The organism is Bradyrhizobium cosmicum, from assembly GCF_007290395.2.
GTDB lineage: Bacteria > Pseudomonadota > Alphaproteobacteria > Rhizobiales > Xanthobacteraceae > Bradyrhizobium > Bradyrhizobium cosmicum.
In genome coordinates this window covers 3,565,009-3,589,006 of record NZ_CP041656.2, presented here as the reverse complement: position 1 = coordinate 3,589,006, position 23,998 = coordinate 3,565,009, and the positions used below count along the sequence as shown (strand labels likewise).

The following is a 23,998-nucleotide window of genomic DNA, read 5'->3' as shown; positions in this document are numbered from 1 at the left end:
CGATGCCCCCTCCCTACTCCCTCGCCATCTTCGATCTCGACGGCACGCTGGCCGACAGCTTTCCGTGGTTCCTGCGGACCATCAACGACATCGCCGATCACTTCGGCTTTCGCCGTGTGCGGGATGAGGATGTCGAGGAGTTGCGGCATGCTTCGACGCGGGAGATCCTCAGCTGGCTCGAGGTGCCCTTGTGGAAACTGCCGGCGATCGCGCGGCATGCGCGGCGGCTGAAGGCGGAGGCTGCGGCAGAGATTTCGTTATTTGCCGGCGTCGAGGCGATGCTGCGGACATTGGCCGAGAACGGCGTGCAGCTCGCGCTGGTGACGTCCGACAGCGAGACCAATGCGCGCGAGAAGCTTGGCGAAGCCGCCGCGCTGTTCACGCATTTCGATTGCTCGGCGTCGCTGTTCGGCAAGCCCGCGAAATTTCGCCGGGTCGTCCGGCGCGCGGGCGTCGAACCCGCCAAGGTCATCGCGATCGGCGACGAGGTCCGCGACATCGAGGCGGCGCGCGCCGTGGGGATTGCCTGCGGCGCGGTGTGCTGGGGTTATGCGGCGCCGACGGCGCTGCGGGCGCGGGCGCCGGACTACATGTTCGAGCGGATGGACGAGATCGTGCACGCATTGCGCCCGCCGGCGTAGCTGCCCCTACTCCGTCCTCCGCAAGAACGCCCCGAACGCGCGCGGGCCGTCGCCGGTCTTGACCTCGCCGATCACCTTCAGCTCGGCCGCATCGATAATCACGAGTGTGTTGCTCTCCCAGCAGGCGACGACGACGCGCTTGCCGTCGGCGGTCGCATTGATGCCCTCGGGATAGTCGCCGACGTTGATGCGCTTCACCGGCTTCAGCGTCGCCAGGTCGAACACGCTGACGGTGCCGCCATATTGATCGGTGACGAAGCCGCGCCCCTGCGCCAGCGCCACCGCATAGGGGCGCATCCCGACCGGCACGCGGCCGATCTCGCGCGCTTCCGCAATGTCGATCACGGAGACGTCGTCGGAGCCGACATTGGCGGTGTAGGCGCGCCTGCCCTCTGCATCGATGGTGACGCCGAACGGACGCGTGCCGACCTTGATGGTCGCCTTGCGCTGGCGCGTCGAAGTGTTCACGACCGAGACGCTGTCGTCGTCGCGGTCGGCCGAGAGCAGCAGCTTGCCGTCCGGCGTCACGGCCAGGCCCGACGGCGAGGCTCCGACCGCGATGCTGGCCGTGACGCTGCGCGAGGCCGCATCGATCACCCGCACCGCGGCTGCATACCAGTCGGCGACGTAGACCGTGTTTCCATCGGGCGCGACTGCGATGCCGAGCGGACCGCCGCCGACCTCGATGCGGCCGGCGACCTGTCGCGCGGCCGCGTCCACCACCGTCACGGCCTTGGCGTCGGGGCTCGTGACATAGGCAAAGCGTCCGTCCGCGCTGACGGCGACGCCGGCCGGCTTGCCGCCGATCGGGATGGTCGCGACGCTACGCGCGGTGGCAAGGTCCACGATCATCAGATCGTCGCTGAGCTGGTTGGTGACGAACGCCTCCTCGGCGGAGGCGCAGACAAACCCTGTGAGGCAAAGGCTGGCGGCGACCGCCGCCAGGACCCGCGCCCGCACGGTCAGCTTCCGCTCTCGATCTTCTTCTTCAGCGCCTCGAGGCCGACCTTGTACAGCCCGCTCACCGCCTTCGTTGCGGCCTCGTCGTTCAGTTCCGGCGGCGGATCGTTGTTGGGGAAGCCGCGATAGAACGCGCCGGCCCATTCCACCTTCGCCTTGCCGTCGGGCGCCGGCGACACCGTCAGCGTCGACGAATAATTGGTGACCGGCAGCACCTTCACGTCGACCTTGGTGATCCGGTACGAATAGCTGAGCATGTCGGGCTCGTATTTGTAGAGCTCCTCCTCCACCGTCGCCCCGCCCGTGAGCGTCAGCTTGCGCGTCGCGCCGATCTCGTTGCCCTTCTCGCCCTCGGTCTTGGTGACAGGCGGAAGCCAGCTCATGTCCTGGAAATTGCCGATCGCTGCCCACACCTTGGCCTGCGGTGCGTTGATCTCGATGGATTCCCGCACCTTCTGCCGGGTCGGGCCGTGGGCCGAAACCGGCTCAAACGCGGCGCCCAGAGCCATTCCTGCCACCGCCAGCGCCGCCACTCCCGCGATCGCCGTTCCGCTTCGCATCCGCATGTCGTTTCCTCACCCTTGAATCTGCGCGACTTGGTGCGCGCTGGCCTCATCGTAGCGCATTTTGCGGCCATGGGGAGACCCGTTCGTGGCAGGGTTGACCACGCGATTTTGTCCCTACGCAGGCTGCGCCGGTAAAGTCCTGCGGTGATGTGGCGGCCAACCGGCGCGCGCATCGTTCATCCGCGAGGCGACGGGGGCAACAGAATGACGGTCTGGATGCAGCATTAGCTGTCCAGTCAGCTTTTGAGTTCGCGGACACTATATTTGTATCTTCGCGACACATCGTGCCTGAGCTCTGCTGTCGTCACCGCCGCCGAAAGTGCCGAGCCTACTCCCCCAGCGTCGCCTCCACGAACCCGCGCGGATCGTTGCAGAACTCCCGCATCACCCGGTAATGATCGGTCTCTTCCACCGTCGTCGGCTCCAGGCCGTATTTCCCCAGCCGCAGCAGCTGCGCGTTGGGATAGGCCATCAGCAGCGGCGCATGGGTTGCCATGATCACCTGGCAGATGCCGGAGTCCTCCATGCGTCGCAGCAGCTTCAGAAACTCGATCTGCCGCGCCGGCGACAGCGCCGATTCCGGCTCGTCGAAGATGAAGATGCCCTGGCGCTGGCAGCGCTCCTCGAAGAAGCGCAGGAAGCCCTCGCCGTGCGAATGCGAAAGGAAATCCGGGCCGAGCTGCCCGGCATCGCGGGCGGCTTTGTCGAGATATCGCGCCACCGAGAAGAAGCTCTCGGCGCGGAAGAACCAGCCATTGGTGATCTTCGGCAGCCAGCTTGCCGCAAGGCCTTGGAGAGCTGTCCGCCCATCTTCTCCCGCGCTTCGGAGTGGTCGATCGGCATGTACCCCTTCCCGCCACCGGCATCGTCATAGCCGGCGAGCGCTGCGATCCCCTCGAGGATCGTCGACTTCCCGGTGCCATTCTCGCCGACGATGATCGTGATGGCGGCCTCGAAGTTGAGCTCGAAATCATCCGGAAAGATCGGCAGGCAAAACGGATAGGCCTCGCGATCGCGCACTTGCGACGGATCGAACCAGACCCGTTTCAGGTAGGGGGCCGGCAGGTTGATCGTTCGACCGCGTCTTCGGCTCATGCCCCAGCTCCCGCCCCCAGCCCCGACTGGATATCTCGACAGGAACATATCAGGAACACAACCCTCGCGAAAGCTGCAATTGAGAAACAGATGGACACAACTTGAAACAAACCCGGGCTACGCCGGCTGGGTCCGGATTAAGAAAACCTGGCTACGAAACAGACTGCCGGCATGACGCCGGCTCCGCACCTCGCGACCCCGCAATGATTGACGGACGTCCGGGACCGTACGACGCCGCGAGGAATGCGCGATGGTATCAACATATTTCGGTTACAACTACATCACGCGTAATCTCAAACAGTCCCTGACGCGGGTCGAACTGCAGCCGGACGTGGCGCGAGAGGCCGCCTACTACAAGGCCAACATCGGCAAGGTGAAGACCGTCGACGATTTCATGAAGGATTACCGCCTTTATCATTACGCGATGAAGGCATACGGCCTGGACGACATGACGTACGCGAAGGCCTTCATGAAAAAGGTGCTGGAAAGCGACCTCAACGACTCCAAGAGCTTCGTCAACCAGCTGGTCGACAAGCGGTACCGGGAATTTGCCGCGGCATTTTCCTTCAACGGCTCCGCGACGCCGGTCGCGCAATCGGCGGACCAGACCGACGAGATGATTGGCCTGTACACGGCGACCAAGAAGAACCAGGTCGATGCACTCGCCAGTGACTCGAATTACTACAGCGCCCAGATCGGGAACATCAGCACTGCAGACCAGCTCCTGAACAACGATCGTCTTCGCAATTATGTCTATTCGGCATTCGGGATCGACGAGAGCAAGTGGCCGGCCAGCACGATCAGCCAGGTCCTGCGCAGCGATCCCTCCGACCCAGCCAGCTACGTCAACACCACCTTCACGTCCCAGCTGAGCGGCCTCAACGCGTCGCTCGCCCAGTCGCAATCGGATATCAGCACGGCAAATTCGAACATCGCCAATTATACCGCCCAGCTCTCGCAGCCAGGCGCCAACGTGCCCCAGTTGCAGGTCCAGATCCTGGTCGAGAAATATCATCTGGAGACGGCAACAAAGAGCGTTGCCAGCCTCAACGACCAGATCGCGACGATCGGCAATTTCGTCGACCTGGCCGGCGCGTTCGAGTTCTTGCCGGACGGGTCGCTTCCGGCAGGCACGCCTGCGCAGACCGCCGCAAACATCACGCTCACGAAGAAGCAGTTCGACGACAGCAAGGCCGACGTCTACTCCGCGGCAAGCCCGATCTTCGAGGCCGTAGCGATCAAGCAATTCAGGGCAGACCTGCTCAAGATCAAGTCGGTCGATGCGTTCGTGTCGACACCGGGCGTGTATGATTTTGCGCTGGGCGCCGTCGGCCTCGACCCCGACAAGGTCCCGCAGGACGTCATCAAGAAGGTCCTCGAAAGCGACATCAACGATCCCAAGAGTTATGTTTATACCCTCAAGGACACTCGCTACGTTCAGCTCGCGCGCGCCTTCAACTTCGATGCGAAGGGCAATCTGACGACCCCCCTGGTCGCGCAGGACTCGGCGGAAGTCCTCCAGATCGCGAGGGACTACGTCATCCAAGCCGTGAAGAGCGCAAGCACGGGAACCACCCAGCAACAGGCGGCCGTCAAGGCACAAGCCACCAAGGATGCGACGGAATATCAGCAGGCGATCGCAGGCATCGACAAGGTGTCCGATCTTCTTGCAAACCGACCGATGGTTGATCTGATCCTCCTCGCCAAGGGTCTGGACCCCAGGAAGGTCAGCGACGATTTCCTCAAGAAGATCTTCGCATCCGACCTGAACGACAAGAAGAGCTTCGTGAACACGCAGAGCGATCCCCGCTTTGCCGAAATCGTGGCGTCGTTCAATTTCGACAGCAAGGGCAACGTCGCGCGCCTGCCGATGATGGGTCCCCAGAAGCGCGATCAATTCCGGGAAACCCAGGCGAACTATCTCGAGCAAAACCTGGAGCTGCAGCAGGGGGATACGAATCCCGGCGTCCGCCTGGCGCTGTATTTCAAGCGCAAGGCGGGAGACATCACGTCCGCATACGACATCCTCGCCGACAAGGCCCTTTCGGAGGTGTTCAGGACCACCTTCAATCTGCCCGATTCAATGGCTGCGATGCCGATCGATCAGCAGGCCAAGTTCGTGGACAAATTCATGAAGATCAAGGATCTCTCCGATCCCGCGAAGGTCGAGAAGCTGCTGAGCCGGTTCTCCGCCATGTACGACGTCAAGAACGGCGACAGCACCGGCCAGGGTCAATCGCCCCTGCTCAATCTCTTTCAGGGATCGAACTCAGGCATATCGAGCATGAGTGAAGCCACGTACCTGGCCATCGCCAAGCTACGTGCACATTGATGGTCGCTCGGGACTATTAGCCCAACACCTCGAGCACCAGTTCCATGGTCATCAGCACGGGATTGTCGCCACGGAGCAGACGGCCCTCCGCAATGCCGCCGGTGTAGTCGATCAACGCGACGTCGAGCGTTGCTTCCGGAGCACCGGACTCTCCCGGCACGATCGCACCGGCCGTGATCGCCAGCTCAGTTGCAAACGGCTCGGTCACGCCGCCGTGGGTGAAGCGCGCGCCGATCGTCGAGCCGACTCCGCCATGGATCTTCGCGTGCGCGATGCCGCGCGCGCGGCAAAACTCTTCGAGGCAGCCGGCGAAATCCTGGTTCGGGCGCAGCCGCAGCGCGAAGACCCGGCTCGCCGCGCGCGCGCCAGTGCTCGCGGCAGCGACCGGTCCAAACAGCTTGAAGTTGGTCTCGGGATCGGGTTCGGCGGTGAAGATCGCGCCATCGACGCCGAAGGCCGCGACCTCGAACGCCTCGGCAACAACAGTCTCGTCCGGCAGCATGTGGCCGCCGCTCGCCGTGCCGTCCGCCTCAAGCCACAGCCCGTGGCAATGAAAGAACGGCGCACCGTCGCGCGTGCCGAGCGTCATGCTGCCGAGCCTGGTCCGCGTCACGCCGCCAGGCCGAAACGTATCGCTGTAGAACGCGGCGTTCTCGCCGGTCTTCGACAGCGCCGGCATCACGTAGGCGAACGGCCCGAGCGTGCCGCTGCCGAAATTCAGCACGCCCCCCGCAAAGCCCTCCGCGGCAAAACCGCGGCGCGCGGCTTCCAGCAACGGCAATCCTGCTTGAAGCGTAAACGAGAAGGCGCGTCCCCTCGCCTCCACCCATTGGATGCGCTCGGTGGCCGGCAAGCCCGGCTGCTTGATACTTCGCATCGCGTATGCTCAGCCCGTCTTCGTCTTGTCGAGATCGAGCAGCCCGCGCGCCTCGAGCTCGTCGCGCACCATGCGCTTCGGAATCTTGCCGTAGCCGGACTTCGGCAAAGCCTCCCAGAAGAAGAAGCGCTTCGGCATCTTGTAGCGCGGCACCTTCGGCAGCAGGAACGCCGCCATCTCCGCTTCGCTCACCGGCCTCTCGCCCTCCCGCGCAACGCAGACGGCGATGCCGACCTCGCCCCATGTCGCATCCGGCACGCCGAGCACGGCGACCTCGCCGACCGCGGGATGGGTCAATATCTTCTCCTCGATCTCGCGCGGATAGATGTTAGAGCCGCCGGAGATGTACATGTCGGAGGCGCGTCCCGTGATGTAGAGGAAGCCTTCCTCGTCCATATGGCCGAGATCGCCGGTACGGAACCAGCCGTTGCGGAACGCCTTCGCATTGGCGTCGGGGTTGTCGTAGTACCCGGCAAGCACGGCAGGGCCGATCACGCAGATCTCGCCGCTCTGGTTGGCCGCGAGTTCGCGACCCTCGTCGTCCTGAATCGAGACCTGCATGCCGGTGCGCTCGAAGCCGCAGGTGCCGATCTTCGCATGCGGCCCGTCCTCGGGATCATGCAGCGCCGCCGGCAGCACCGTGATGTTGCCGGTGACCTCGCCGAGCCCGAAATACTGCACGATGACCTTGCCGAGCTTCCTCAGCGCGGCCTTCTGGTCCTCACGATACATCGGCGCGCCCGCATAGATCACATGACGCAGCGAGGAGTGGTCGTATTTGTCGGCGGCGGGATGCTCGACCATCATCTTCAGGATGGTCGGCACGGTGAAGAGATTGGCGACGCGGTGCGTCTCGATCAGGCGGAAGGCCTCGTTGATGTCGAACTTCTCGGTCGGCAGCAGAACGGTGCAGACGCCGCGCGCGGTCTGCACCAGCTGATGCACGCCGGCGCCGTGCGACAGCGGCGCCACCACCAGCGACGCATCCGCTTCCGTGACGCCTGGGGTGAGATCGGCGAGATGGTTGGTGACGACAAAGCCCATCTGGCCGTGGGTCAGCACCGCGGCCTTGGAGCGGCCGGTGGTGCCGGACGTGAAGAAGAACCAGCAGGGATCGTCGTGCTCCACAGCAACGTTCGCGACCGCCCGGCCTGCCTGCGAGGCGATAGCGTCGGCCACCGAGCGTTCGCCGAACGCGGCCTTGCCGTCGAGGCTCCAGGTGAATTCCAGAGCACCGCCCTTCACGCTCGCCGCGTGCTCGGGAAAATCGACATGACACAGAAACGCCTTCGCGCCGGAGGCCTGCGCGAGATAGGTGACCTCGTCCGGCATCAGCCGAAAATTGGTGGGCACCCAGACCGCGCCGAGCCGGAACGCCGCGAACATCGAAAAGAACATCTCGTCGCTGTTCTTGGAATGGACCAGGATGCGGTCACCCTTGGCGATGCCGCGCGCGGCGAGCGCCGCGGCCAGGGCCGAGACCTGGGCATCGATCTGGTGCCACGTCCAGGATATGTCACCCCAGACGAAACCGGGACGCGCCCCATGCCGCCGCGCATTCTGGGTCAGCATGTGAGCGAGATTCATGACGCGGCGGGACATGCGCAGGGGCTGCATCGGGCTTCCTCTTCGACGGCAGACGGCGCACCGGCCGCCCGCTCATTGCAGCCCATTTATCGCCATCATCCCTGCCCCCGCAAGGCCGGCGACCGCGCACCTGCACTACGGCTGCTTGAATGCGAACGGTGCCGCCGTGATAGCCTTCTCCTTGACGCAGACCTGCGCACCGAAGCCACCGCAGTAGCTGCCATGCAGATCGAAGCGGATGCTGCGCGCGGCGCCGCGCTTCATCGACGGCGCCAGAATTTTGTAACTGCGGACATAGCCGTCGAACACCGGACGGACGCTGCCATCCGGCAGCGTCACCAGAATGTTCATGACGCAGCCGCCGGTTCCGCAATAAGTGGTCTCGCGCTCCCCGCATTTGGTGTCGCGGAAATCGACGATGTAATCGTCGCGGCCATCGCCGGTCAGGTCGACCTTGCGCACCGTGTCCGGCGCGAAGGTCACCGCACCGCCGTCCTGGCTCTCGCACTCCTCAACGGCGTCGCGCAGCACCTTCTGCACGCTGGGCGGATAGTCGACCGGATTGAACGGCTTTGCATCGTCGGCACGCGCGCCGGTCGCGAGCAATGTGAGCAGGAGGATCAGATATCGCATTCGCGTTGGTCGTCCGCACAGCGGCGATCGTTCAGGGAATTTTAAACATGATCGGCACAACCTCGTTCAGTTCTCGCGTACAGAGTGCCGCATCATGGTCAAAGCGCCCGCCCTCCTCCTGTTGTCGCTGGCGCTCGCCGGATGTGCCGTGGCTCCGCAGGCGCATCTGGCTACCGATCCTGCCTTCAGGCCCGCGCGTTATGCCTGGGATGGCGCCGGTGAGGACCCGAATCAGCCACGTTCTGCCTCAAGAACATCGCGTTCAACGCGCGCCGCATCCGAGCGCAACACATCGCAAGCTGGACTTCAGCCCTATTCGAAGGAATGGTGGCAGGCCCAGGACGGCATCGAGGCCGAGCACGACGCCAGGGTCAACCGCTCCCTCGTCATCTGCCAGGGCTGCCTGCGCCCGCAACCGCAGCCCGAAGACGCACGGCTGGCCAAAGCGACCGATTGAACCGAACCGCCCTCACATCGGTCTACCAACATACGCGCTGACACCGGCCTCTCCGGCCTGTTGACGCACGCCATCGTCCCAAGGATATCTCATGCTCACCCGCCGGACCTTCGTCGTCACCTCCCTGCTTGCCACGACCTCCCCTGCATTCGCCGTGATGCCTGCCCCCAGCGATCCCGTCGCCATCCTGACCGCGATCTACACCCGCGCGGCCAAGGGCAAGGGCGATGGCGGCGGTGCCTTCGTTATCGCGAACAAGGTCGCCAAGAGCCAGTATCTCTCCAAGGCGCTGATCGCGCTGTGGGCCAAAGCGGATGCGCATACGCCGAAGGGCGACGTCGGGCCGGTCGATTTCGATCCGGTCACCAATTCGCAGGAACCGGACGTGAAATCGTTCAAGGTTGACGCCGAGAAGATGGAGGCCGACAAGGCGATCATCGCGGTGACCATCACCGGCCATCGCAACGACCGCAAACCCGCCGACTTGATCGTGCGTTACGACTTCGTGCGCGAGGCCAATAGCTGGCGGATCGACGACATCAGAGGCTCGTCCGACGGCGAAGCCTGGTCGATCCGCAAGATGCTGACGGACTCGCTGAAGAGCTGACCGGAGACGCCATGAGCGAAATTATCGACAACAGGGCCCATCACCGCTACGAGCTTGAGGTCGAGGGCCATCTTGCGACCGAGCACTACAAGCTCGACGGCAACATCATCACGTTCGAGCACACCGACGTGCCGAAGGAGCTAGGCGGCAAGGGCGTCGGCTCGAAGCTCGTGCAAGGCGCGCTCGACCAGGTCCGCGCCGCCGGATTGAAAGTGATCCCGCAATGCCCGTTCGTGAAGGCGTGGATCGAGAAGCATCCCGACTATCAGGACCTGGTGAAGACGTAACCGTCATTGCGAAGCGGTCGAGACTGCCTAAATCAGAAAACACACACCGCTTCTGAAGGACCACGCATGGCTGCATCGGTACGCGACAACAAGGACAGGAGCCGCTTCGAGCTCGATGTCGGCAGCGAAATCGCTTTCGCCAATTACAGGCTGACGCCGTCGGCGGTGATCATCACCCACACCGAGACGCCGCGCGCGCTGCGCGGCCGCGGCATTGCCTCCGAGTTGGTCAAGGGTGCGTTGGACCTGATCCGCCGCGACGGCAACAAGGTGATCGCCGGCTGCGGCTTCGTCGTCGACTATATCGAGAAGCATCCGGAGGATGCGGACCTCGTCGCCTGAACGCAAAGAGGCCCGCGCGAGCGCGGGCCCCTGGCAAACGAATTTGCGATCGGTCAGTGCTTGATTTCCGGCGGCAGCTTGCCGCCGTTGGCGGCGAGCTTGGACATCACCTGCTTGTGCAGCCAGACATTCATGCTCGCCGAGTCGTTCATGTCACCGCTATAGCCAAGCTCCTTGGCGAGATCCTTGCGCGCGGCGAGGCTGGAGTCGATATCGAGCGCCTTCATCAGGTCGACGATCGAGGTGCGCCATTCCAGCTTCTCCTTCTGGGCTGCCACCAGCTTGTCGACGACGGCCGCCACGTCCACGGTTGCCATTGGCGCTGCTGCGGGTGCCGATCCGCCCGGCGCGGCTCCTGCAGGCGCGCCGCCCGCGGGTGCGCCACCGGCAGGCGCGGCGGAAGCCGGGTGGCTGCCGAAGATCGCGCCCATGATTTTCCCGAAAATGCTCATGTCTTCTCCCCGAAAAGGATCCGCTGGAAGGGCCTTGAGTGGCACTTATAGACGAAGTTACTGCGTTGCGCCCGCTAAGTTCTGCGAACCGACCGACAGCATCAGCTTATCTGCGGCGAAATGACGACCGAATGACATCGTCGAGTTGCACTGCGGCATCGAATCTCACCCAAGCGTGAGGGACAGGACTCGGAATTGGGAGTAGCCTCCGCGTACAACTCGCGAGCCCTTCCGGAATTCGCGCCTGGTTGGAATCGCGAAACTCAGAGAAGAGCGGCCGCTCGCGCCGTTTGCTGGCGCAGAATTCGGCTGCCGGCAAGGGAGCTAGCGACAATGGCCACACTCTACCAGGGCAATGTCCCCACGATGGCCCCGCCCGCGGATGCGGCGGGACCGGTGATCCGAACCATCCAGCTGTCCGACCTTCATGACGCACTCAGGCGCGGCTGGGAGGATTTCAAGGCGGTTCCGAGCCACGCCATCATCCTCTGCGTGATCTATCCGGTGCTCGGCCTCGTACTCGCCCGCATAGTGATGGGCTACTCGGTGCTGCCACTGTTGTTCCCGCTGGCGGCGGGCTTCGCACTGATCGGGCCCTTCGCGGCGCTCGGTCTGTACGAGCTTTCCAGCCGCCGTGAACGCTATGAGGAGGCCGGCGCCTGGGATGCCATGGAGGTGCTGCGCTCGCCTTCCTTCGGCGCCATGCTCGGCCTCGGTACGCTGCTGCTCGCCCTGTTCGTGACCTGGGTCGCGACGGCGCAAGCCATCTACATCGCGGCGTTCGGCTACGAGGGCGCGTCCGGCGTCTCCGATTTTCTGACGCGCGTGCTCACCACCCGGCAAGGCTGGTGGCTGATCGTGGTCGGCTGCAGCACCGGCTTCCTGTTCGCGCTCACCGCTCTCTGCATCAGCGCAGTATCGTTCCCCCTGATGCTCGACCGCCATGCCGGTGCGTTCGAGGCCATGGTCACCTCACTGCGCGTGGTCGCGAAAAACCCGGTGCCGATGGCGGCCTGGGGCCTGATCGTCGCTCTTCTGCTGGCGCTCGGAACGATCCCGGCCTTCCTCGGCCTCGCCGTGGTGATCCCCCTGCTCGGCCACGCCACCTGGCATCTGTACCGCAAGGTGATCGTCTCCGATCCCGGTGCGCGGCCGGTGCCGCCTCCGCCGCATCGCCCGCGCAAGCCGGCCGCCGACTTCCCCGCCAACCTCTTCCCCTGGCGCAATCGGACGGACGCCTGACGATATCGTGACAAGCGATCCTGCCCGGGCCCGGCTCGGGCAGGACGGCGGCCTGTCATGCGCCTTGCTTTGGCCGCGGTTACAATCGAAATTGCGCCTGCCGGTCAGATCACTTCACGGAATCAATTTCATCTGATGACCCCGACGATTTCTCGTCTCGCTCTCGCAGCCCTCGCCCTTTCCGCATCCCTCCTGTCAGCCCAGCCCGCGCTCGCCGCCGTCGCTTGCGGATCGGGCAATTTCGACGCCTGGCTTGCGGACTTCAAAACCGATGCAGCGGCCAAGGGCATTTCGCAGCAGGCCATTGCCTCGGGCCTGACCGGTGTGACGCTCGATCAGGCCGTGCTGAATCGCGATCGCTCGCAGAAGGTCTTCACTCAGACCTTCGAGGAGTTTTCCGGTCGCATGGTGCCGCCCCGCATGACGCGGGGCTCCAACATGATGAAGCAATATGGTTCGGTGCTCTCCCGCATCGAGCAGACCTATGGCGTGCCGGGCGAAGTGCTGGTCGCGATCTGGGGGCTCGAGACCGATTTCGGCGTCAACACCGGCAAGTTCGCGACGATCCGCTCGCTGGCGACGCTGGCCTATGACTGCCGCCGCTCCGAGCAGTTTCGCGCCGAGTTGCTGGATGCGCTGCGCATCGTCCAGCGCGGCGATCTCGCGCCGGCCGACATGAAGGGCGCCTGGGCCGGCGAGCTCGGCCAGACCCAGTTCATGCCGTCGTCCTGGATGAAATACGCCGTCGATTTCGACGGCAATGGCAAGCGCGACCTGTTGCACAACGCACCCGACGTGCTCGCCTCCACCGCCAATTATCTCGCCGGCTATGGCTGGCAGAAGGGCAAGGATTGGCAACCCGGCGCTCCGAATTTTGCTGTGCTCCAGCAGTGGAACAAGAGCGAGGTCTACTCCAAGACCGTTGCCTATTTCGCGACCCAACTCGCGCGCGCCCCTTAAGCGGACGCTCAATCAAACGCGTAGGGCCGATCGCCCCGCGACCGGCCCTCTCTTGGTGCGCTTGCCTACCCGTTTACTTGCCCATGGTGGCGTGCATCGCCTTGTTCAGGTGCGCGCCGCACGAACCCATTTTTCCGTTGAGCATGGCGTCCTGCGCGGAAGCGATCTCCTTCTGCGCGACCATCTTGCCGTCACCGTCGGCCATGTTCTCGATCGCGGTCTCGGTTTTCTCCAGATTGGCCGAGCTGCAGCCGCCCATGGCGTGCTTGGCGGCCTGGGCCGGCGCGACGGCGAATGCGACGGCGGCAATTGCGATAACCCCGAGTAACTTCGTCATGATGTTACTTTCCTTCTCTTTTTCTTGGGACAGAGCCAGCGACATTGCCGGAATCTGCGACATGACTTTCCTCCCGACGCGGCAACATGTCGCAATAAAATCCCCGCGAGAATTGCGTGATGTTGCGTGAAGCGCAGAGCCGCATGCGAAAATCCTGATTTTCATTACGTCTGTGTAATCAAGCGCGCATGTTCGAGGTGCCCATCACTGGATCGGCTGCCCTGACGGGAACATGTCGAATCGGTCGTTCTGCAGATTCCCGATCAAGGCCCGGCACAGATATAAATGAATTTATATTCATTTATATGGTTCCGGCATCATGCAATTCGCGCATGCGAGACTTGGGCGTAGAAGCTGCTTGATCGGCTTGTGAGCGACCCGCGCGCAACTTATTTCTGCTTCGACCAGAACCCTCGGCTTCGCTATAACTCCGTGTATTCATGGACATTTATAGCATTTCCTTCCTTGTTCCGCCTAACCTTTGGGCGGGCCTGCCATCAGGTTAATCGTCCGTTACCGACGCCATGCGTTCTTCGCTTAGCTGCATCGCAACATCGGAACTTTCGCAGTGCACCACACTCACCTATATTCATTTCAACGATGACGCCCGGGCAAGGGCTGAATCGAACTACAGGAGACTACCAATGCTGCTCTCGCTCATCCGCATGATCCAGGCTTTCCGGGACTATCAGCGCAATGTTGCCGAGCTGTCCCAGCTCAGCGATCGCGAGCTGGCCGATATCGGCCTCGATCGCTCGGACATCCCGCGCGTTGCCGCCGGTCAGTATCAGGGCTGATATCGTTCAGCCCTCACCGGACGAACCGATAGCGCCCGCCTCGTGCGGGCGTTGTCGTATCCGGTGGCAGAAAACTCGATCTCGGCGATTCCACTGACCGCCGAAAAGCGCTACCTGTCCGCCCATGACAGGACCCCAATCCAATTCCGTGCACGTCATCGGCGCCGGCCTTGCCGGCTCGGAAGCCGCCTGGCAGGTGGCCCAATCGGGCGTGCCCGTGGTGCTCCACGAGATGCGGCCGAGCCGCATGACAGAGGCGCACCGCACCGATGGGCTCGCCGAGCTCGTCTGCTCCAATTCGTTCCGCTCGGACGATGCCGCCAACAACGCTGTCGGCCTGCTCCATGCCGAAATGCGCCGACTGGGCTCGCTGATCATGCGAGCGGCCGATGCCAATCAGGTGCCCGCCGGCGGCGCGCTGGCAGTCGATCGCGACGGCTTCTCGGCGGCCGTCACCAAGGCGCTCAACGACCATCCCCTGATCGAGATCGCCCGTGGCGAGGTCGCTGGCCTGCCGCCGGCCGACTGGAGCAACGTCATCGTCGCAACGGGGCCCCTCACCTCCGCGCCGCTCGCCGACGCCATTCGCGAGCTGACCGACGAGAGCGCGCTCGCCTTCTTCGACGCGATCGCGCCGATCGTGCACCGCGAATCCATCGACATGTCGGTAGCCTGGTTTCAGTCGCGCTACGACAAGGTCGGTCCCGGCGGCACCGGCGCCGACTACATCAACTGCCCCATGACCAAGGATCAGTATGACGGCTTCGTCGCTGCGCTGATCGCCGGCGAGAAGACCGAGTTCAAGGAGTGGGAAACCAACACGCCCTATTTCGACGGCTGCCTGCCGATCGAGGTAATGGCGGAGCGCGGTCCCGAGACGCTGCGCCACGGCCCGATGAAGCCGGTCGGCCTCACCAATCCGCACGACCCCACCACCAAAGCCTACGCAATCGTGCAGCTCCGGCAGGACAACAAGCTCGGCACGCTCTACAACATCGTCGGCTTCCAGACGAAGCTGAAGTACGGCGAGCAGCAGCGCATCTTCCGCACCATTCCGGGGCTGCAGAACGCCGAATTTGCCCGCCTCGGCGGGCTGCATCGCAACACCTTCCTCAACTCGCCGAAGCTGCTCGACAGTCAGTTGCGCCTGCGCGCGCAGCCGCGACTGCGCTTCGCCGGCCAGATGACGGGCTGCGAGGGTTATGTGGAATCGGCCAGCGTCGGTTTGATCGCCGGCCTCTATGCCGCAGCAGAAGCCCGCGGCGAGACCCTTGCGAGCCCGCCTGGCACGACGGCGTTGGGATCCCTGCTCGGCCACATCACGGGCGGCCATATCGAGACCATCGAGCCGGGCACGCGTTCGTTCCAGCCGATGAACATCAATTTCGGCCTGTTTCCGCCGCTTGCGAGCGCACCGACGAAGAAGCCGGACGGCACGCGCCTGCGCGGCAACGAGAAGACGGTGGCCAAGAAGCAGGCGATGAGCGCGCTGGCGCTCGCCGATCTCGATCGCTGGATCGCCGATCACCTGCGCATCGCCGCAGCAGCGTGAGCCTCATGAGTCTCCCGAACGACGACGCCGCGACACTGTCGGCGCGCTGGACCGAGGGCGTGCTGCTCAAGCGCGACGTGTTCTCGACCGTCGAGCGCGGCCGCTTCCGCGGCGACAGCGGCGAGGTCGACGCCGTGCTGCGCCGGCTTGACGAGGTGCCGTGGTGGTCGTTCCTGCTGGCGCGTCATTTGTTCGCGCGCGAGAAGTATGCATTGAGGTTGGCCAAGGGCCTGAACGTTGGTCCCGAATTGCTGTGGGCCGGCCGCCGCGCGCTGGTGCGCGGCTTTGTGGACGGCGTCGCGCTGCATCTGGCAAAACCACATGGCGACCTCGCCTATTTCCGCTCGGCCAAGGCGGCGCTGCGCCGGCTGCGCCGTGCCGGCATCTGCCACAACGACCTGGCCAAGGAACAGAACTGGCTGGTTGGCCGCGATGGCCGCGCCTATGTCACCGACTTCCAGCTCGCGGCCTGCTTTGAACGGCGCGGCCGGCTCTATCGCATCCTGGCCTACGAAGATCTCCGGCATCTGCTCAAGCACAAGCGCTCCTACGCGCCCGAAGCGCTGACGCCGCGCGAGCGCAAAATCCTGGCGAAGAAATCCTTCGCTGCGAGCCTGTGGCTTGCCACCGGCAAGAAGGTCTACCGGGCGATCACACGCGGCCTGTTCAATTTCACCGACCGTGAGGGCGGTGGCCGCCGGCTCGTCAACGACGCCCCCGTGCTGGCGGAACTCATCCGCAAGAACCCGGCCGTGCGCGACACCGCCATCGTCGCGTTCGCCGATCGCCGGTCCGGCGTTGGGCTCTACGCGTTCGTCGAAGGCGATCAGGCTGCGCTCGAAGGCCAGCTCCGCAACGAGCTTGCCGCCGTCAAGGGCCCGAAGCCGCCGGAACACATCCAGGTCGTGCACGCGCTGCCGCGCGACAGCAGCGGCAAGCCTCGCACCGAGATCCTGCAGCTGGTCGCCATGAACCAGCTCGATCTGATCGAGCCGATGATGAAGAACGACCAGGACCGCGCCTTCCTCAAGGACATCCTGGAACAGCGCAAGAACCTGCGCGACCGCTTCAACTTCGAGGCGGACCTGCCGGCGAGCTAGCTCCGTGGTCCGCGCCATGAAGCCTCCACATTGGCGATAGAGAAGCTGGGATCATGCGGCTTGGCGGGCTTATGGGCATTCAGGTAACGACACATCGGGTGCTTGGCGGCATGATCGCCGGCCTTTTTCTGCTTGCGGCAGCGCCCGCGACGGCCGAATCCCCGGCCGAATTGATCTCCAGTTTCCGCCTCAAGCACGGTGAGGTCCGCGTGGTGCGCGACGCAACCCTCGACCGCATTGCCATGGACCAGGCGCGCGCGATGGCGGCGAAGGACGATCTCAGTCACGATGCACTTGGCCCGTTCAATCGCCGCGTCGCGCCGGCCGGCGCGGGGCGCGCCGCTGAGAACATCGCCTATGGCTACGACAATTTCGAGAAGACGCTGGGACAGTGGATCGACTCGTCCGGGCACCGCAAGAACCTCTTGCTGCACAACGCTTCCCGCGTCGGGATCGCGAACGCCAGGAATGCCAGCGGCAAGCGCACTTACTGGGCGATGGTGATAGCCGGCGATTACGAGCCGAAGAAGGGCAAGGGCAAGAAGGACACGGAGCCGCTGGTTGCCGTGAAGCGCGAGGCTGCGCCCGCCAGCAAGCCCAAATCGAGCAGCTGCCACGTCAAGTTGCTAGGGCTCTGCATATGAGACGAAGCCAGGCATCGTCCCCCGGGCCGCAACTTGCGAGCATTCTCAGGTGCGCCCAATTTATGCAGGAGCATCGCGAGAGGTGGAGGCGCACTTGATCGACATCGACCGAATACGGGCTGACACGCCCGCCGCCTCCCGGCTTGCCTATCTCCACAATGCGGGCGCGGCGCTCATGCCGGCCCCCGTCGTCGCAGCAATGAAGCAGCACATCGATCTGGAGAGCGAGATCGGAGGTTACGCCGCCGCCGATCGCGAAGCCGATCGGCTGGAATCGATTTACGGCTCGGTCGGCCGGCTGCTGAATGCCGCGCCCGATGAAATCGCGCTCGTGGAGAACGCGACCGTTGCCTGGCAGATGGCGTTCTACGCGCTTCAATTTCGCCAAGGCGATCGCATCCTGACCGCCGAGGCGGAATACGCCGCCAATTATGTCGCCTTTCTCCAGGTCGCCAAGCGGACGGGCGCGATCATCGACGTCGTGCCGAGCGATGCCAGCGGTGAACTCGATATCGACGCGCTCGAACGCATGATCGACGAGCGAGTGAAGCTCATCGCCATCACCTGGGTTCCGACCAATGGCGGGCTGGTCAATCCGGCGGCGGCGATCGGCAGGATCGCGCGGGCGCGGGGCATTCCCTATCTGCTCGATGCCTGCCAGGCAGTCGGCCAGATGGCGGTGGACGTGGAAGCCATCGGCTGTGACATGCTGTCGGCAACCGGCCGAAAATTCCTGCGCGGCCCGCGCGGCACCGGCTTTCTCTATGTCCGGAAGTCGCTGCTGCAGCAACTCGAGCCGCCGATGATCGACCACTTCGCGGCGCCTTGGGTCTCGCGCGATGAATATCGGCTGCGCGACGACGCGCGACGTTTCGAGACCTGGGAGAACAATTATGCGGCCCGGCTCGGGCTTGGCGCCGCCGTCGATTACGCGCTCACCATCGGCATGGGTCCGATCGAGCAGCGCTGCCGATTGCTTTCTGACCGCCTTCGCAGCGGCCTCGTATCCATTCGCGGCGTCACGATTCGCGACCTCGGTCGACGTCCGGGCGCCATCGTCAGCTTCACGGTCGATGGACACGAGGCGGACGCCATTGTCAAAAGCGCGGCCGCCGCCGGCATCATGATCGGTGCGTCGGATCCCGCCAGCACACGCATCGATGCCGAAGTCCGCGCGCTGCCACCGCTCGTGCGCGCCTCCCCACACTATTACAACACGGAAGCCGAGATCGATCGGCTGATCGACCATCTGGCGAGGCTGGCGCCGCGATAGCGCGTAGCCGCGCGCCTCAGGTGCAGCGCGCGCTCAATCCGGATGCACTCAGCCGTGCCATGACCTCGTCGAGATGCGCGCTGTCGCGGGTCTCGATGACGAGTTGCAGCAGCGTCGCCTTGGCCGGAAGGTCGGAGAAGGTCCGCTGGTGCGAAACCTCGATGATGTTGGCGCCGGCCTCGGCCAATAGCGCGGCCACCGCAGCCAATTGGCCGGGACGGTCCGGGATATCGAGCGACAACTGGGTCAGCCGTCCCTCGCGGGCCAGTTCACGCGTGAGGACCGATGCGATCAGCCTTGTGTCGATATTGCCTCCGCTCAGGACCAGGCCGACCTTCTGGCCGGCGAACCGGGAGCGATCGGACATGAGCGCGGCGAGGCCGGCGGCGCCGGCGCCCTCCACGACGGTCTTCTCGATCGAGATCAGGGTCGCAACCGCCCGCTCGAGCTCGGCTTCGTTGACGAGCGCAATGTCGTCGACGAGGCGCCGGACGATTTCGGTCGTGATCTTGCCCGGCGATTTGACTGCGATGCCTTCGGCCAACGTATCCCCGCGCGCAGGCAGAGTGCCACCATGGATGGCATTGTACATCGAGGGATAGAGCCATGCCTCGACGCCCAGGATACGCAGCGAAGGCTTGATCGATTTCGCGGCGATGGCGATGCCGCTGATCAGGCCGCCGCCGCCGATCGGGACGACCAGCGTGTCGAGCTCCGGCACGGCCTTGAGCATCTCGAGCCCGACAGTCCCCTGCCCCGCGATGACAAGCGGATCGTCGTAAGGATGGACGAAGATCAAGCCGCGGGCTTCGCCGTGGCTGCGCGCGAATGCGGCCGCCTCCTCCAGCGTCGCGCCTGTCACCACCACCTCGGCGCCGTGGTGCCTGGTGTTCTCGACCTTCACCATCGGCGTGCCGACCGGCATCACGATGGTGGCGGGGATGCCGAGCCGCTTGGCGTGATAGGCGACGCCCTGCGCATGGTTGCCGGCCGACATCGCGATGACGCCGCGGGCGCGCTCCTCCGCCGTCAGTGCAGTCAGGCGATTGAGAGCGCCGCGTTCCTTGAACGAGGACGTGAACTGGAGATTTTCGAATTTCAGCCAGATGTCGCAGCCGCAGATATTGCTCAGCGTACGGCTGTAACTACAAGGCGTCTCGACGACAGCGCCCCGGATGGTCTCGGCGGCGGCGAGAATGTCGTCAGATGCGACCGGAAAGTCGCTCGGATCGGAGGACATGGATTGGGACAATTCGGCCATGGAACAGCATAGAGCATTTGGCAAAACGAGGCGATAAGCCAACCTCTATTTGGTAAATTCCCGCGATCGTGAAGCTCGCCACAACGTCCAGAGCGTGCGCAGCCGCGACGACGGCTGCGGCCTAAACGGATGACGCCCCGGCTGCGACAGGCGCTTGAGGTCGGCCCGAACCTGGCCGAGCGGCAGAAACGCAGGCCGCGCCGATGCCGGCACCTCCGCCAGCAGCGACAGGGCGGTGGTCAGATGTTGCTGCGCCTCGCCGATGAGCTGTTCCAGCACGGCATCGAGATTGGCGCTCTCCTTGCCAGCGAACACGTCCTCCATGCTGCAGCCATGGCTCGTCAGAAGTTGCTGCGGCAGGAACAACTGCCGGTGCGCGGCATCGCGCGGCAGGCTCGATATGATCTGCACGATGCCCTGCGCGAGCCCCGCGTGCCTTGCCAGATGCTCGGCTGCCTCCGAAGGCGGCGCCATGATCCTCGCCGCCAGCGCGAACAGCGCCGAACAGGTTGCCGCCAGATAGCCTTCCAACGCCGTCAACGTCGGCATCGGATCGTTGTAGAGATCGAACTGGTGCTCGTCGGCGAGCAGCGACAGCGGGTCGACCGGCAGATCGAAATCGCGGATCCCGCGCAGCAGCTCGGCCGCCACCGGATTGCCTTCGGCGCTGCCATGGACCTGGCCCGACAGCATGTCGGTCCACCATTGCAGCCGGATTTCCCCGGGCAGTGGCTGGCTTACCTGGTCGCGGACGCGGACGATCTCGACGTTGAAGGCATAGAGCGCCAGCAGCGCGCGGCGCTCGGTCGCGGGCGCGAACAGGCTCGCGGCATAGCGCGGAAAGTCATGACTGCGCACGAGATCGGCGCAGAAGGTGACGGAATCGGCCGGAACAGCAGCGCTGCTCATGGTACGGCGATCAGCGCGGCCGCGACGCGCCGCCGTTCGCCGATCATGATGTTGTAGGTGCGCACGGCGGGGCCAGTCTGCATCGTGTCCAGCACCACCCTCACCGCTTTCAAGGCCTGGCGCAGCTCAGGCGGCGGCAGCCAGACGCCGGTTCCAGTCCCGATCAAAAGCGTATCGATGCTGCTCGCGGCCGTGAACACCCGATCCAGCGAATAGCGGTCGATCTTCGCCGGGTCGGTCACATCCCAGGCCCAGATCGCGTCCGGCAGGCACAGCAGCGAGCCGCGATGGGACATGCCCGCAAAGGCGAAGCCGCCCTTGCCGTAGGCCTCGATCGGCGCCGAGCGCGGGAAATGTGGTGCGTTGGGATCGCCGGCCATCAGCCTCGTCCGAATGAGCTTACTGCCCCCGCAAACGCATGCGGGGGCATGCGGTTCGGATCATGCCTTGTTTTTCTTCGCCGGCGTAGCCGTATCGGGCGCATCCTCGCGATGCTCGCCGACGCCGAGATAGATCAGGATCGGAGCCGCGATGAAGATCGAGGTATAGGTGCCGACCAGCACCACGCCGAACATCATCACCGCAGTGAAGCTGTGGATGGCATGGCCGCCGAACAGCAGCAGGGCCAGCAGCGCCAGCGTCACCGTGAAGTGGGTGATGATCGAACGCGACAGCGTCGAGTTGATCGATTCGTTGAGAAGCTGCGGCATCGGCATCTTCTTGTACCGCCGCAGCATTTCACGGATGCGGTCGTAGATGACGACGGTGTCGTTGAGCGAATAGCCGAGAATTGTCAGAAGCGCGGCTATGCTGGTCAGGTCGAAATCGACCTGGCTGATCGACATGAAGCCGATCGTCAGCACGATGTCGTGCACGTTGGCGATCATGGCGCCGAGCGCGAACTGCCATTCGAAGCGGAACCAGAGGTAGATCAGGATCGAGACGATCGCGAGCATCAGGCCGAGCATGCCGTAGGCAAGCAGCTCGCCGGCGACACGCGGGCCAAGCACTTCGACACGGCGGTATTCAATGGAATCGCCAAGAGCGGTGCGCACCTTCTGCACGGCATCTTGCTGTGCCTTGTCGCCGCCGGGCTGCTCGGCGACGCGGATCAAGACGTTCTCGGGACCGCCAAATTGCTGCAGCTGGACTTCGCCAAGCCGCAAGCCGTCCAGTGTCGTGCGCATCGCCGAGATGTCGGCGGCGCCGGATTTGGCCCGTACCTCCAGCAGCGTGCCGCCCTTGAAGTCGATTCCGAGGTTCAGGCCGTGGGTGAAGAACAGCGTGATGGCGACGATCGACAGCGCCGCCGAGATCGGGAAGCTGATGCGGCGGAAGCGCGTGAAGTCGAAATGCGTGTCGTCCGGGACGATACGCAGCGACGGCAGCAGGCCGAGGGCCGCGACCACGGTGAGAATGGCGATGAGGACGCCGAGCCCGATGAGAACGGTCTGAGTCACAATCAGGCTCCTAGATCGGCACGCTCTGCGGCCGTTTCCACCGCACCCACCAGGCAACGATCAGCCGGGTCAGGGTGAAGGCGGTGAACACCGTGGTGATGATGCCGATGCCGAGCGTCACGGCGAAGCCGCGTACCGGGCCGGTGCCGATGTAAAACAGCACGGCGGCGGCGATGAAAGTCGTAATGTTGGAATCGAGGATGGTCGCCAGCGCCCGCTTGAAGCCGGCGTCGATCGCCGAGATCGCGTTGCGACCGCCGCGCAGCTCCTCGCGGATGCGCTCGTAGATCAGCACGTTGGAGTCGACCGCGATGCCGACGGTGAGCACGATGCCGGCGATGCCGGGCAGTGTCAGCGTAGCGTTGAGCAGCGACAGCAGGCCGAAGATCATGGCGACGTTGATGGCCACTGCGATGTTGGCGAACACGCCGAACAGCCGGTAGGTCAACAGCATGAAGATCACGACGAGGATCGAGCCGACGTAAGCCGCAAGCTCGCCCTTCTCGATCGAGTCCTGGCCGAGGCCCGGACCGACGGTGCGCTCTTCGACCACGGTCAACGGGGCCGGCAGCGCGCCGGCGCGCATCAGGATCGCAAGGTCGTTGGCGGACTGGACCGTGAAGCTGCCCGAGATCTGTCCCTGCCCACCCGTGATGGGCTCGTTGATCCTGGGCGCAGAGATCACCTTGTTGTCGAGCACGATTGCGAAGGGCAGCCCGACATTCTCTTGCGTAGCCTGCGAGAACTTGCGCGCGCCCGACGTATTGAACTTGAAGCTGACGACCGGCTCGCTGGTGCGCTGGTCGAAGGTCGCCTGGGCGTCGATCAAATCGCTGCCGGCGACCAGCACCTGCTTCTTCACCACATATGGCGTAGGCGGCGGCGACGCGCTCATCAGCAACTCGGACTCCGGCGGCAACCTGCCCTGTTGGGCCTGGTCCGGCGACACGGTGGTGTCGACCATGCGGAATTCCATCTTCGCGGTCTCGCCGAGTATCTTCTTGAGGCGCGTCGGGTCCTGAAGACCCGGGACCTGCACGAGGATGCGGTCGTTGCCCTGGCGCTGGATCACGGGCTCGACGGTGCCGAGCTCGTTGACGCGGCGTTCCACGATCTGGATCGATTGCTCGATGGTCTTGCGCATGCGGTCGAGCATCGCTGCCTGCGGGACGGTCAGCCGGATCACGCCGCCACCGGCATCGGTGACCTCGAGGTCGCGCTGACCGCTGGATCCCATCAGGCCGCCGAGCGGTTGGGACAGCTCGCGCAGCTTGGCGAGCGCCGGCTGAAAATCGGTGTCCTTGGTGATGCGAACCTCGGCCGCGTCGTTGCGCACAGTGACGCCGCCGGTGAAGCCGATCTTGGCATCACGCAGCGTGCGGCGGACGTCGTCGCGAACCTGATCCAGGCGCTCCTTCTTCACATAGGCAGAATCGACCTCGAGCAGCAGATAGGAGCCGCCCTGGAGGTCGAGGCCGAGCACGAGCCGACGCTGTGCCCAGGCGGGCCAGGTCTTGACCTGCGACTCCGGGAAGAAGTTCGGGACCGCGCAGAGGCACACGATCAGCGCCGTCAGGATAATCCCCAGCGCCTTCCACCGCGTGAAATACAACATCGACTGGACCTG

General features: G+C 64.3%; 25 protein-coding genes and 1 pseudogene. 13 read left to right on the top strand and 13 right to left on the bottom strand.

Annotated elements, in window-relative coordinates:
• Positions 1 to 2: 2 nt before the first annotated feature.
• Positions 3 to 641, top strand: a complete 639-nt coding sequence (locus tag FNV92_RS17285) for an HAD family hydrolase (RefSeq protein ID WP_143845556.1) — start codon at positions 3 to 5, stop codon at positions 639 to 641.
• A 6-nt stretch (positions 642 to 647) separates the two neighbouring features.
• Here FNV92_RS17285 and FNV92_RS17280 read toward each other — a convergent pair whose 3' ends face one another.
• The 3 genes and pseudogenes from FNV92_RS17280 to FNV92_RS17270 form a co-directional block, all read right to left on the bottom strand.
• Positions 648 to 1,601: a YVTN family beta-propeller repeat protein gene (locus tag FNV92_RS17280; RefSeq protein ID WP_143845557.1), complete on the bottom strand. Its 954-nt coding sequence runs from the start codon at positions 1,599 to 1,601 to the stop codon at positions 648 to 650.
• Positions 1,602 to 1,603: 2 nt separating this feature from the next.
• The gene (locus tag FNV92_RS17275; RefSeq protein WP_143845558.1) at positions 1,604 to 2,167 is read right to left on the bottom strand and encodes an SRPBCC family protein; all 564 of its coding nucleotides are present in this window, start codon (positions 2,165 to 2,167) and stop codon (positions 1,604 to 1,606) included.
• A gap of 328 nt (positions 2,168 to 2,495) precedes the next feature.
• A pseudogene (locus FNV92_RS17270) lies at positions 2,496 to 3,262 on the bottom strand (AAA family ATPase).
• 250 nt (positions 3,263 to 3,512) lie between these two features.
• Between FNV92_RS17270 and FNV92_RS17265 the strand changes: the two are divergent.
• Positions 3,513 to 5,594: a DUF1217 domain-containing protein gene (locus FNV92_RS17265; protein WP_143845559.1), complete on the top strand. Its 2,082-nt coding sequence runs from the start codon at positions 3,513 to 3,515 to the stop codon at positions 5,592 to 5,594.
• A 16-nt stretch (positions 5,595 to 5,610) separates the two neighbouring features.
• On the opposite strand, the gene FNV92_RS17260 is transcribed toward FNV92_RS17265, so the two are convergent.
• The 3 genes from FNV92_RS17260 to FNV92_RS17250 all read right to left on the bottom strand — a co-directional run bounded on the left by FNV92_RS17260 (position 5,611) and on the right by FNV92_RS17250 (position 8,691).
• Positions 5,611 to 6,471, bottom strand: coding sequence for a PCC domain-containing protein (locus tag FNV92_RS17260; protein ID WP_143845560.1), 861 nt, complete (start codon positions 6,469 to 6,471; stop codon positions 5,611 to 5,613).
• 9 nt (positions 6,472 to 6,480) lie between these two features.
• Entirely contained in the window at positions 6,481 to 8,088 is a 1,608-nt protein-coding gene (locus FNV92_RS17255) for an acyl-CoA synthetase (protein WP_143845561.1), read from the bottom strand.
• Positions 8,089 to 8,193: 105 nt separating this feature from the next.
• Positions 8,194 to 8,691 (bottom strand): hypothetical protein, encoded by a 498-nt coding sequence (locus FNV92_RS17250; RefSeq protein WP_143845562.1) that lies wholly within the window; start codon positions 8,689 to 8,691, stop codon positions 8,194 to 8,196.
• Between the two features lie 94 nt (positions 8,692 to 8,785).
• Between FNV92_RS17250 and FNV92_RS17245 the strand changes: the two genes are divergently transcribed.
• From FNV92_RS17245 to FNV92_RS17230, 4 genes are all read left to right on the top strand, one after another.
• A complete protein-coding gene (locus FNV92_RS17245; protein ID WP_143845563.1) occupies positions 8,786 to 9,148 on the top strand; it encodes a hypothetical protein in 363 nt (120 codons plus the stop codon).
• Positions 9,149 to 9,239: 91 nt separating this feature from the next.
• The gene (locus FNV92_RS17240) at positions 9,240 to 9,755 is read left to right on the top strand and encodes a DUF3828 domain-containing protein (protein WP_143845564.1); all 516 of its coding nucleotides are present in this window, start codon (positions 9,240 to 9,242) and stop codon (positions 9,753 to 9,755) included.
• A gap of 11 nt (positions 9,756 to 9,766) precedes the next feature.
• Positions 9,767 to 10,042: a GNAT family N-acetyltransferase gene (locus tag FNV92_RS17235; protein WP_143845565.1), complete on the top strand. Its 276-nt coding sequence runs from the start codon at positions 9,767 to 9,769 to the stop codon at positions 10,040 to 10,042.
• Between the two features lie 66 nt (positions 10,043 to 10,108).
• Positions 10,109 to 10,384, top strand: coding sequence for a GNAT family N-acetyltransferase (locus FNV92_RS17230; protein ID WP_143845566.1), 276 nt, complete (start codon positions 10,109 to 10,111; stop codon positions 10,382 to 10,384).
• A 53-nt stretch (positions 10,385 to 10,437) separates the two neighbouring features.
• On the opposite strand, the gene FNV92_RS17225 is transcribed toward FNV92_RS17230, so the two are convergent.
• Positions 10,438 to 10,836 (bottom strand): DUF3597 domain-containing protein, encoded by a 399-nt coding sequence (locus FNV92_RS17225; RefSeq protein WP_168213672.1) that lies wholly within the window; start codon positions 10,834 to 10,836, stop codon positions 10,438 to 10,440.
• A 333-nt stretch (positions 10,837 to 11,169) separates the two neighbouring features.
• Between FNV92_RS17225 and FNV92_RS17220 the strand changes: the two genes are divergently transcribed.
• Both FNV92_RS17220 and FNV92_RS17215 read left to right on the top strand, forming a co-directional pair.
• The gene (locus FNV92_RS17220; RefSeq protein WP_015685929.1) at positions 11,170 to 12,078 is read left to right on the top strand and encodes a DUF2189 domain-containing protein; all 909 of its coding nucleotides are present in this window, start codon (positions 11,170 to 11,172) and stop codon (positions 12,076 to 12,078) included.
• A gap of 135 nt (positions 12,079 to 12,213) precedes the next feature.
• Positions 12,214 to 13,038, top strand: a complete 825-nt coding sequence (locus tag FNV92_RS17215; protein WP_015685928.1) for a lytic murein transglycosylase — start codon at positions 12,214 to 12,216, stop codon at positions 13,036 to 13,038.
• Between the two features lie 73 nt (positions 13,039 to 13,111).
• Here FNV92_RS17215 and FNV92_RS17210 read toward each other — a convergent pair whose 3' ends face one another.
• Entirely contained in the window at positions 13,112 to 13,438 is a 327-nt protein-coding gene (locus FNV92_RS17210; RefSeq protein WP_168213673.1) for a hypothetical protein, read from the bottom strand.
• Between the two features lie 581 nt (positions 13,439 to 14,019).
• On the opposite strand from FNV92_RS17210, the gene FNV92_RS17205 reads away from it, so the two are divergent.
• The 5 genes from FNV92_RS17205 to FNV92_RS17185 all read left to right on the top strand — a co-directional run bounded on the left by FNV92_RS17205 (position 14,020) and on the right by FNV92_RS17185 (position 18,741).
• On the top strand, positions 14,020 to 14,172 hold the full coding sequence (locus FNV92_RS17205; protein ID WP_007590701.1) for a DUF1127 domain-containing protein: 153 nt from the start codon (positions 14,020 to 14,022) through the stop codon (positions 14,170 to 14,172).
• Between the two features lie 124 nt (positions 14,173 to 14,296).
• Positions 14,297 to 15,724, top strand: coding sequence for a methylenetetrahydrofolate--tRNA-(uracil(54)-C(5))-methyltransferase (FADH(2)-oxidizing) TrmFO (gene trmFO, locus FNV92_RS17200; RefSeq protein WP_143845569.1), 1,428 nt, complete (start codon positions 14,297 to 14,299; stop codon positions 15,722 to 15,724).
• 5 nt (positions 15,725 to 15,729) lie between these two features.
• Positions 15,730 to 16,824, top strand: coding sequence for a serine/threonine protein kinase (locus FNV92_RS17195; protein ID WP_143845570.1), 1,095 nt, complete (start codon positions 15,730 to 15,732; stop codon positions 16,822 to 16,824).
• 71 nt (positions 16,825 to 16,895) lie between these two features.
• Positions 16,896 to 17,468 (top strand): CAP domain-containing protein, encoded by a 573-nt coding sequence (locus FNV92_RS17190; RefSeq protein ID WP_143845571.1) that lies wholly within the window; start codon positions 16,896 to 16,898, stop codon positions 17,466 to 17,468.
• Between the two features lie 94 nt (positions 17,469 to 17,562).
• Positions 17,563 to 18,741 carry an aminotransferase class V-fold PLP-dependent enzyme gene (locus FNV92_RS17185; protein WP_143845572.1) on the top strand — a complete coding sequence of 393 codons (1,179 nt, stop codon included), beginning with the start codon at positions 17,563 to 17,565 and terminating at the stop codon, positions 18,739 to 18,741.
• A gap of 16 nt (positions 18,742 to 18,757) precedes the next feature.
• Here the strand turns inward: FNV92_RS17185 and FNV92_RS17180 are convergent, their stop codons facing one another.
• Genes FNV92_RS17180 through secD form a run of 5 tightly spaced genes read right to left on the bottom strand, consistent with a single transcriptional unit; the run spans position 18,758 to position 23,986 of the window.
• A complete protein-coding gene (locus FNV92_RS17180) occupies positions 18,758 to 20,002 on the bottom strand; it encodes a threonine ammonia-lyase (protein WP_143845573.1) in 1,245 nt (414 codons plus the stop codon).
• A 45-nt stretch (positions 20,003 to 20,047) separates the two neighbouring features.
• Entirely contained in the window at positions 20,048 to 20,911 is an 864-nt protein-coding gene (locus FNV92_RS17175) for a phytoene/squalene synthase family protein (protein WP_143845574.1), read from the bottom strand.
• Positions 20,908 to 21,291 carry an Mth938-like domain-containing protein gene (locus FNV92_RS17170; protein WP_143845575.1) on the bottom strand — a complete coding sequence of 128 codons (384 nt, stop codon included), beginning with the start codon at positions 21,289 to 21,291 and terminating at the stop codon, positions 20,908 to 20,910. The genes FNV92_RS17175 and FNV92_RS17170 overlap by 4 nt, the downstream gene beginning before the upstream one ends.
• A gap of 60 nt (positions 21,292 to 21,351) precedes the next feature.
• Entirely contained in the window at positions 21,352 to 22,371 is a 1,020-nt protein-coding gene (gene secF, locus FNV92_RS17165; protein WP_015685919.1) for a protein translocase subunit SecF, read from the bottom strand.
• A gap of 10 nt (positions 22,372 to 22,381) precedes the next feature.
• Positions 22,382 to 23,986, bottom strand: a complete 1,605-nt coding sequence (secD, locus tag FNV92_RS17160; RefSeq protein ID WP_015685918.1) for a protein translocase subunit SecD — start codon at positions 23,984 to 23,986, stop codon at positions 22,382 to 22,384.
• Positions 23,987 to 23,998 lie beyond the last annotated feature (12 nt).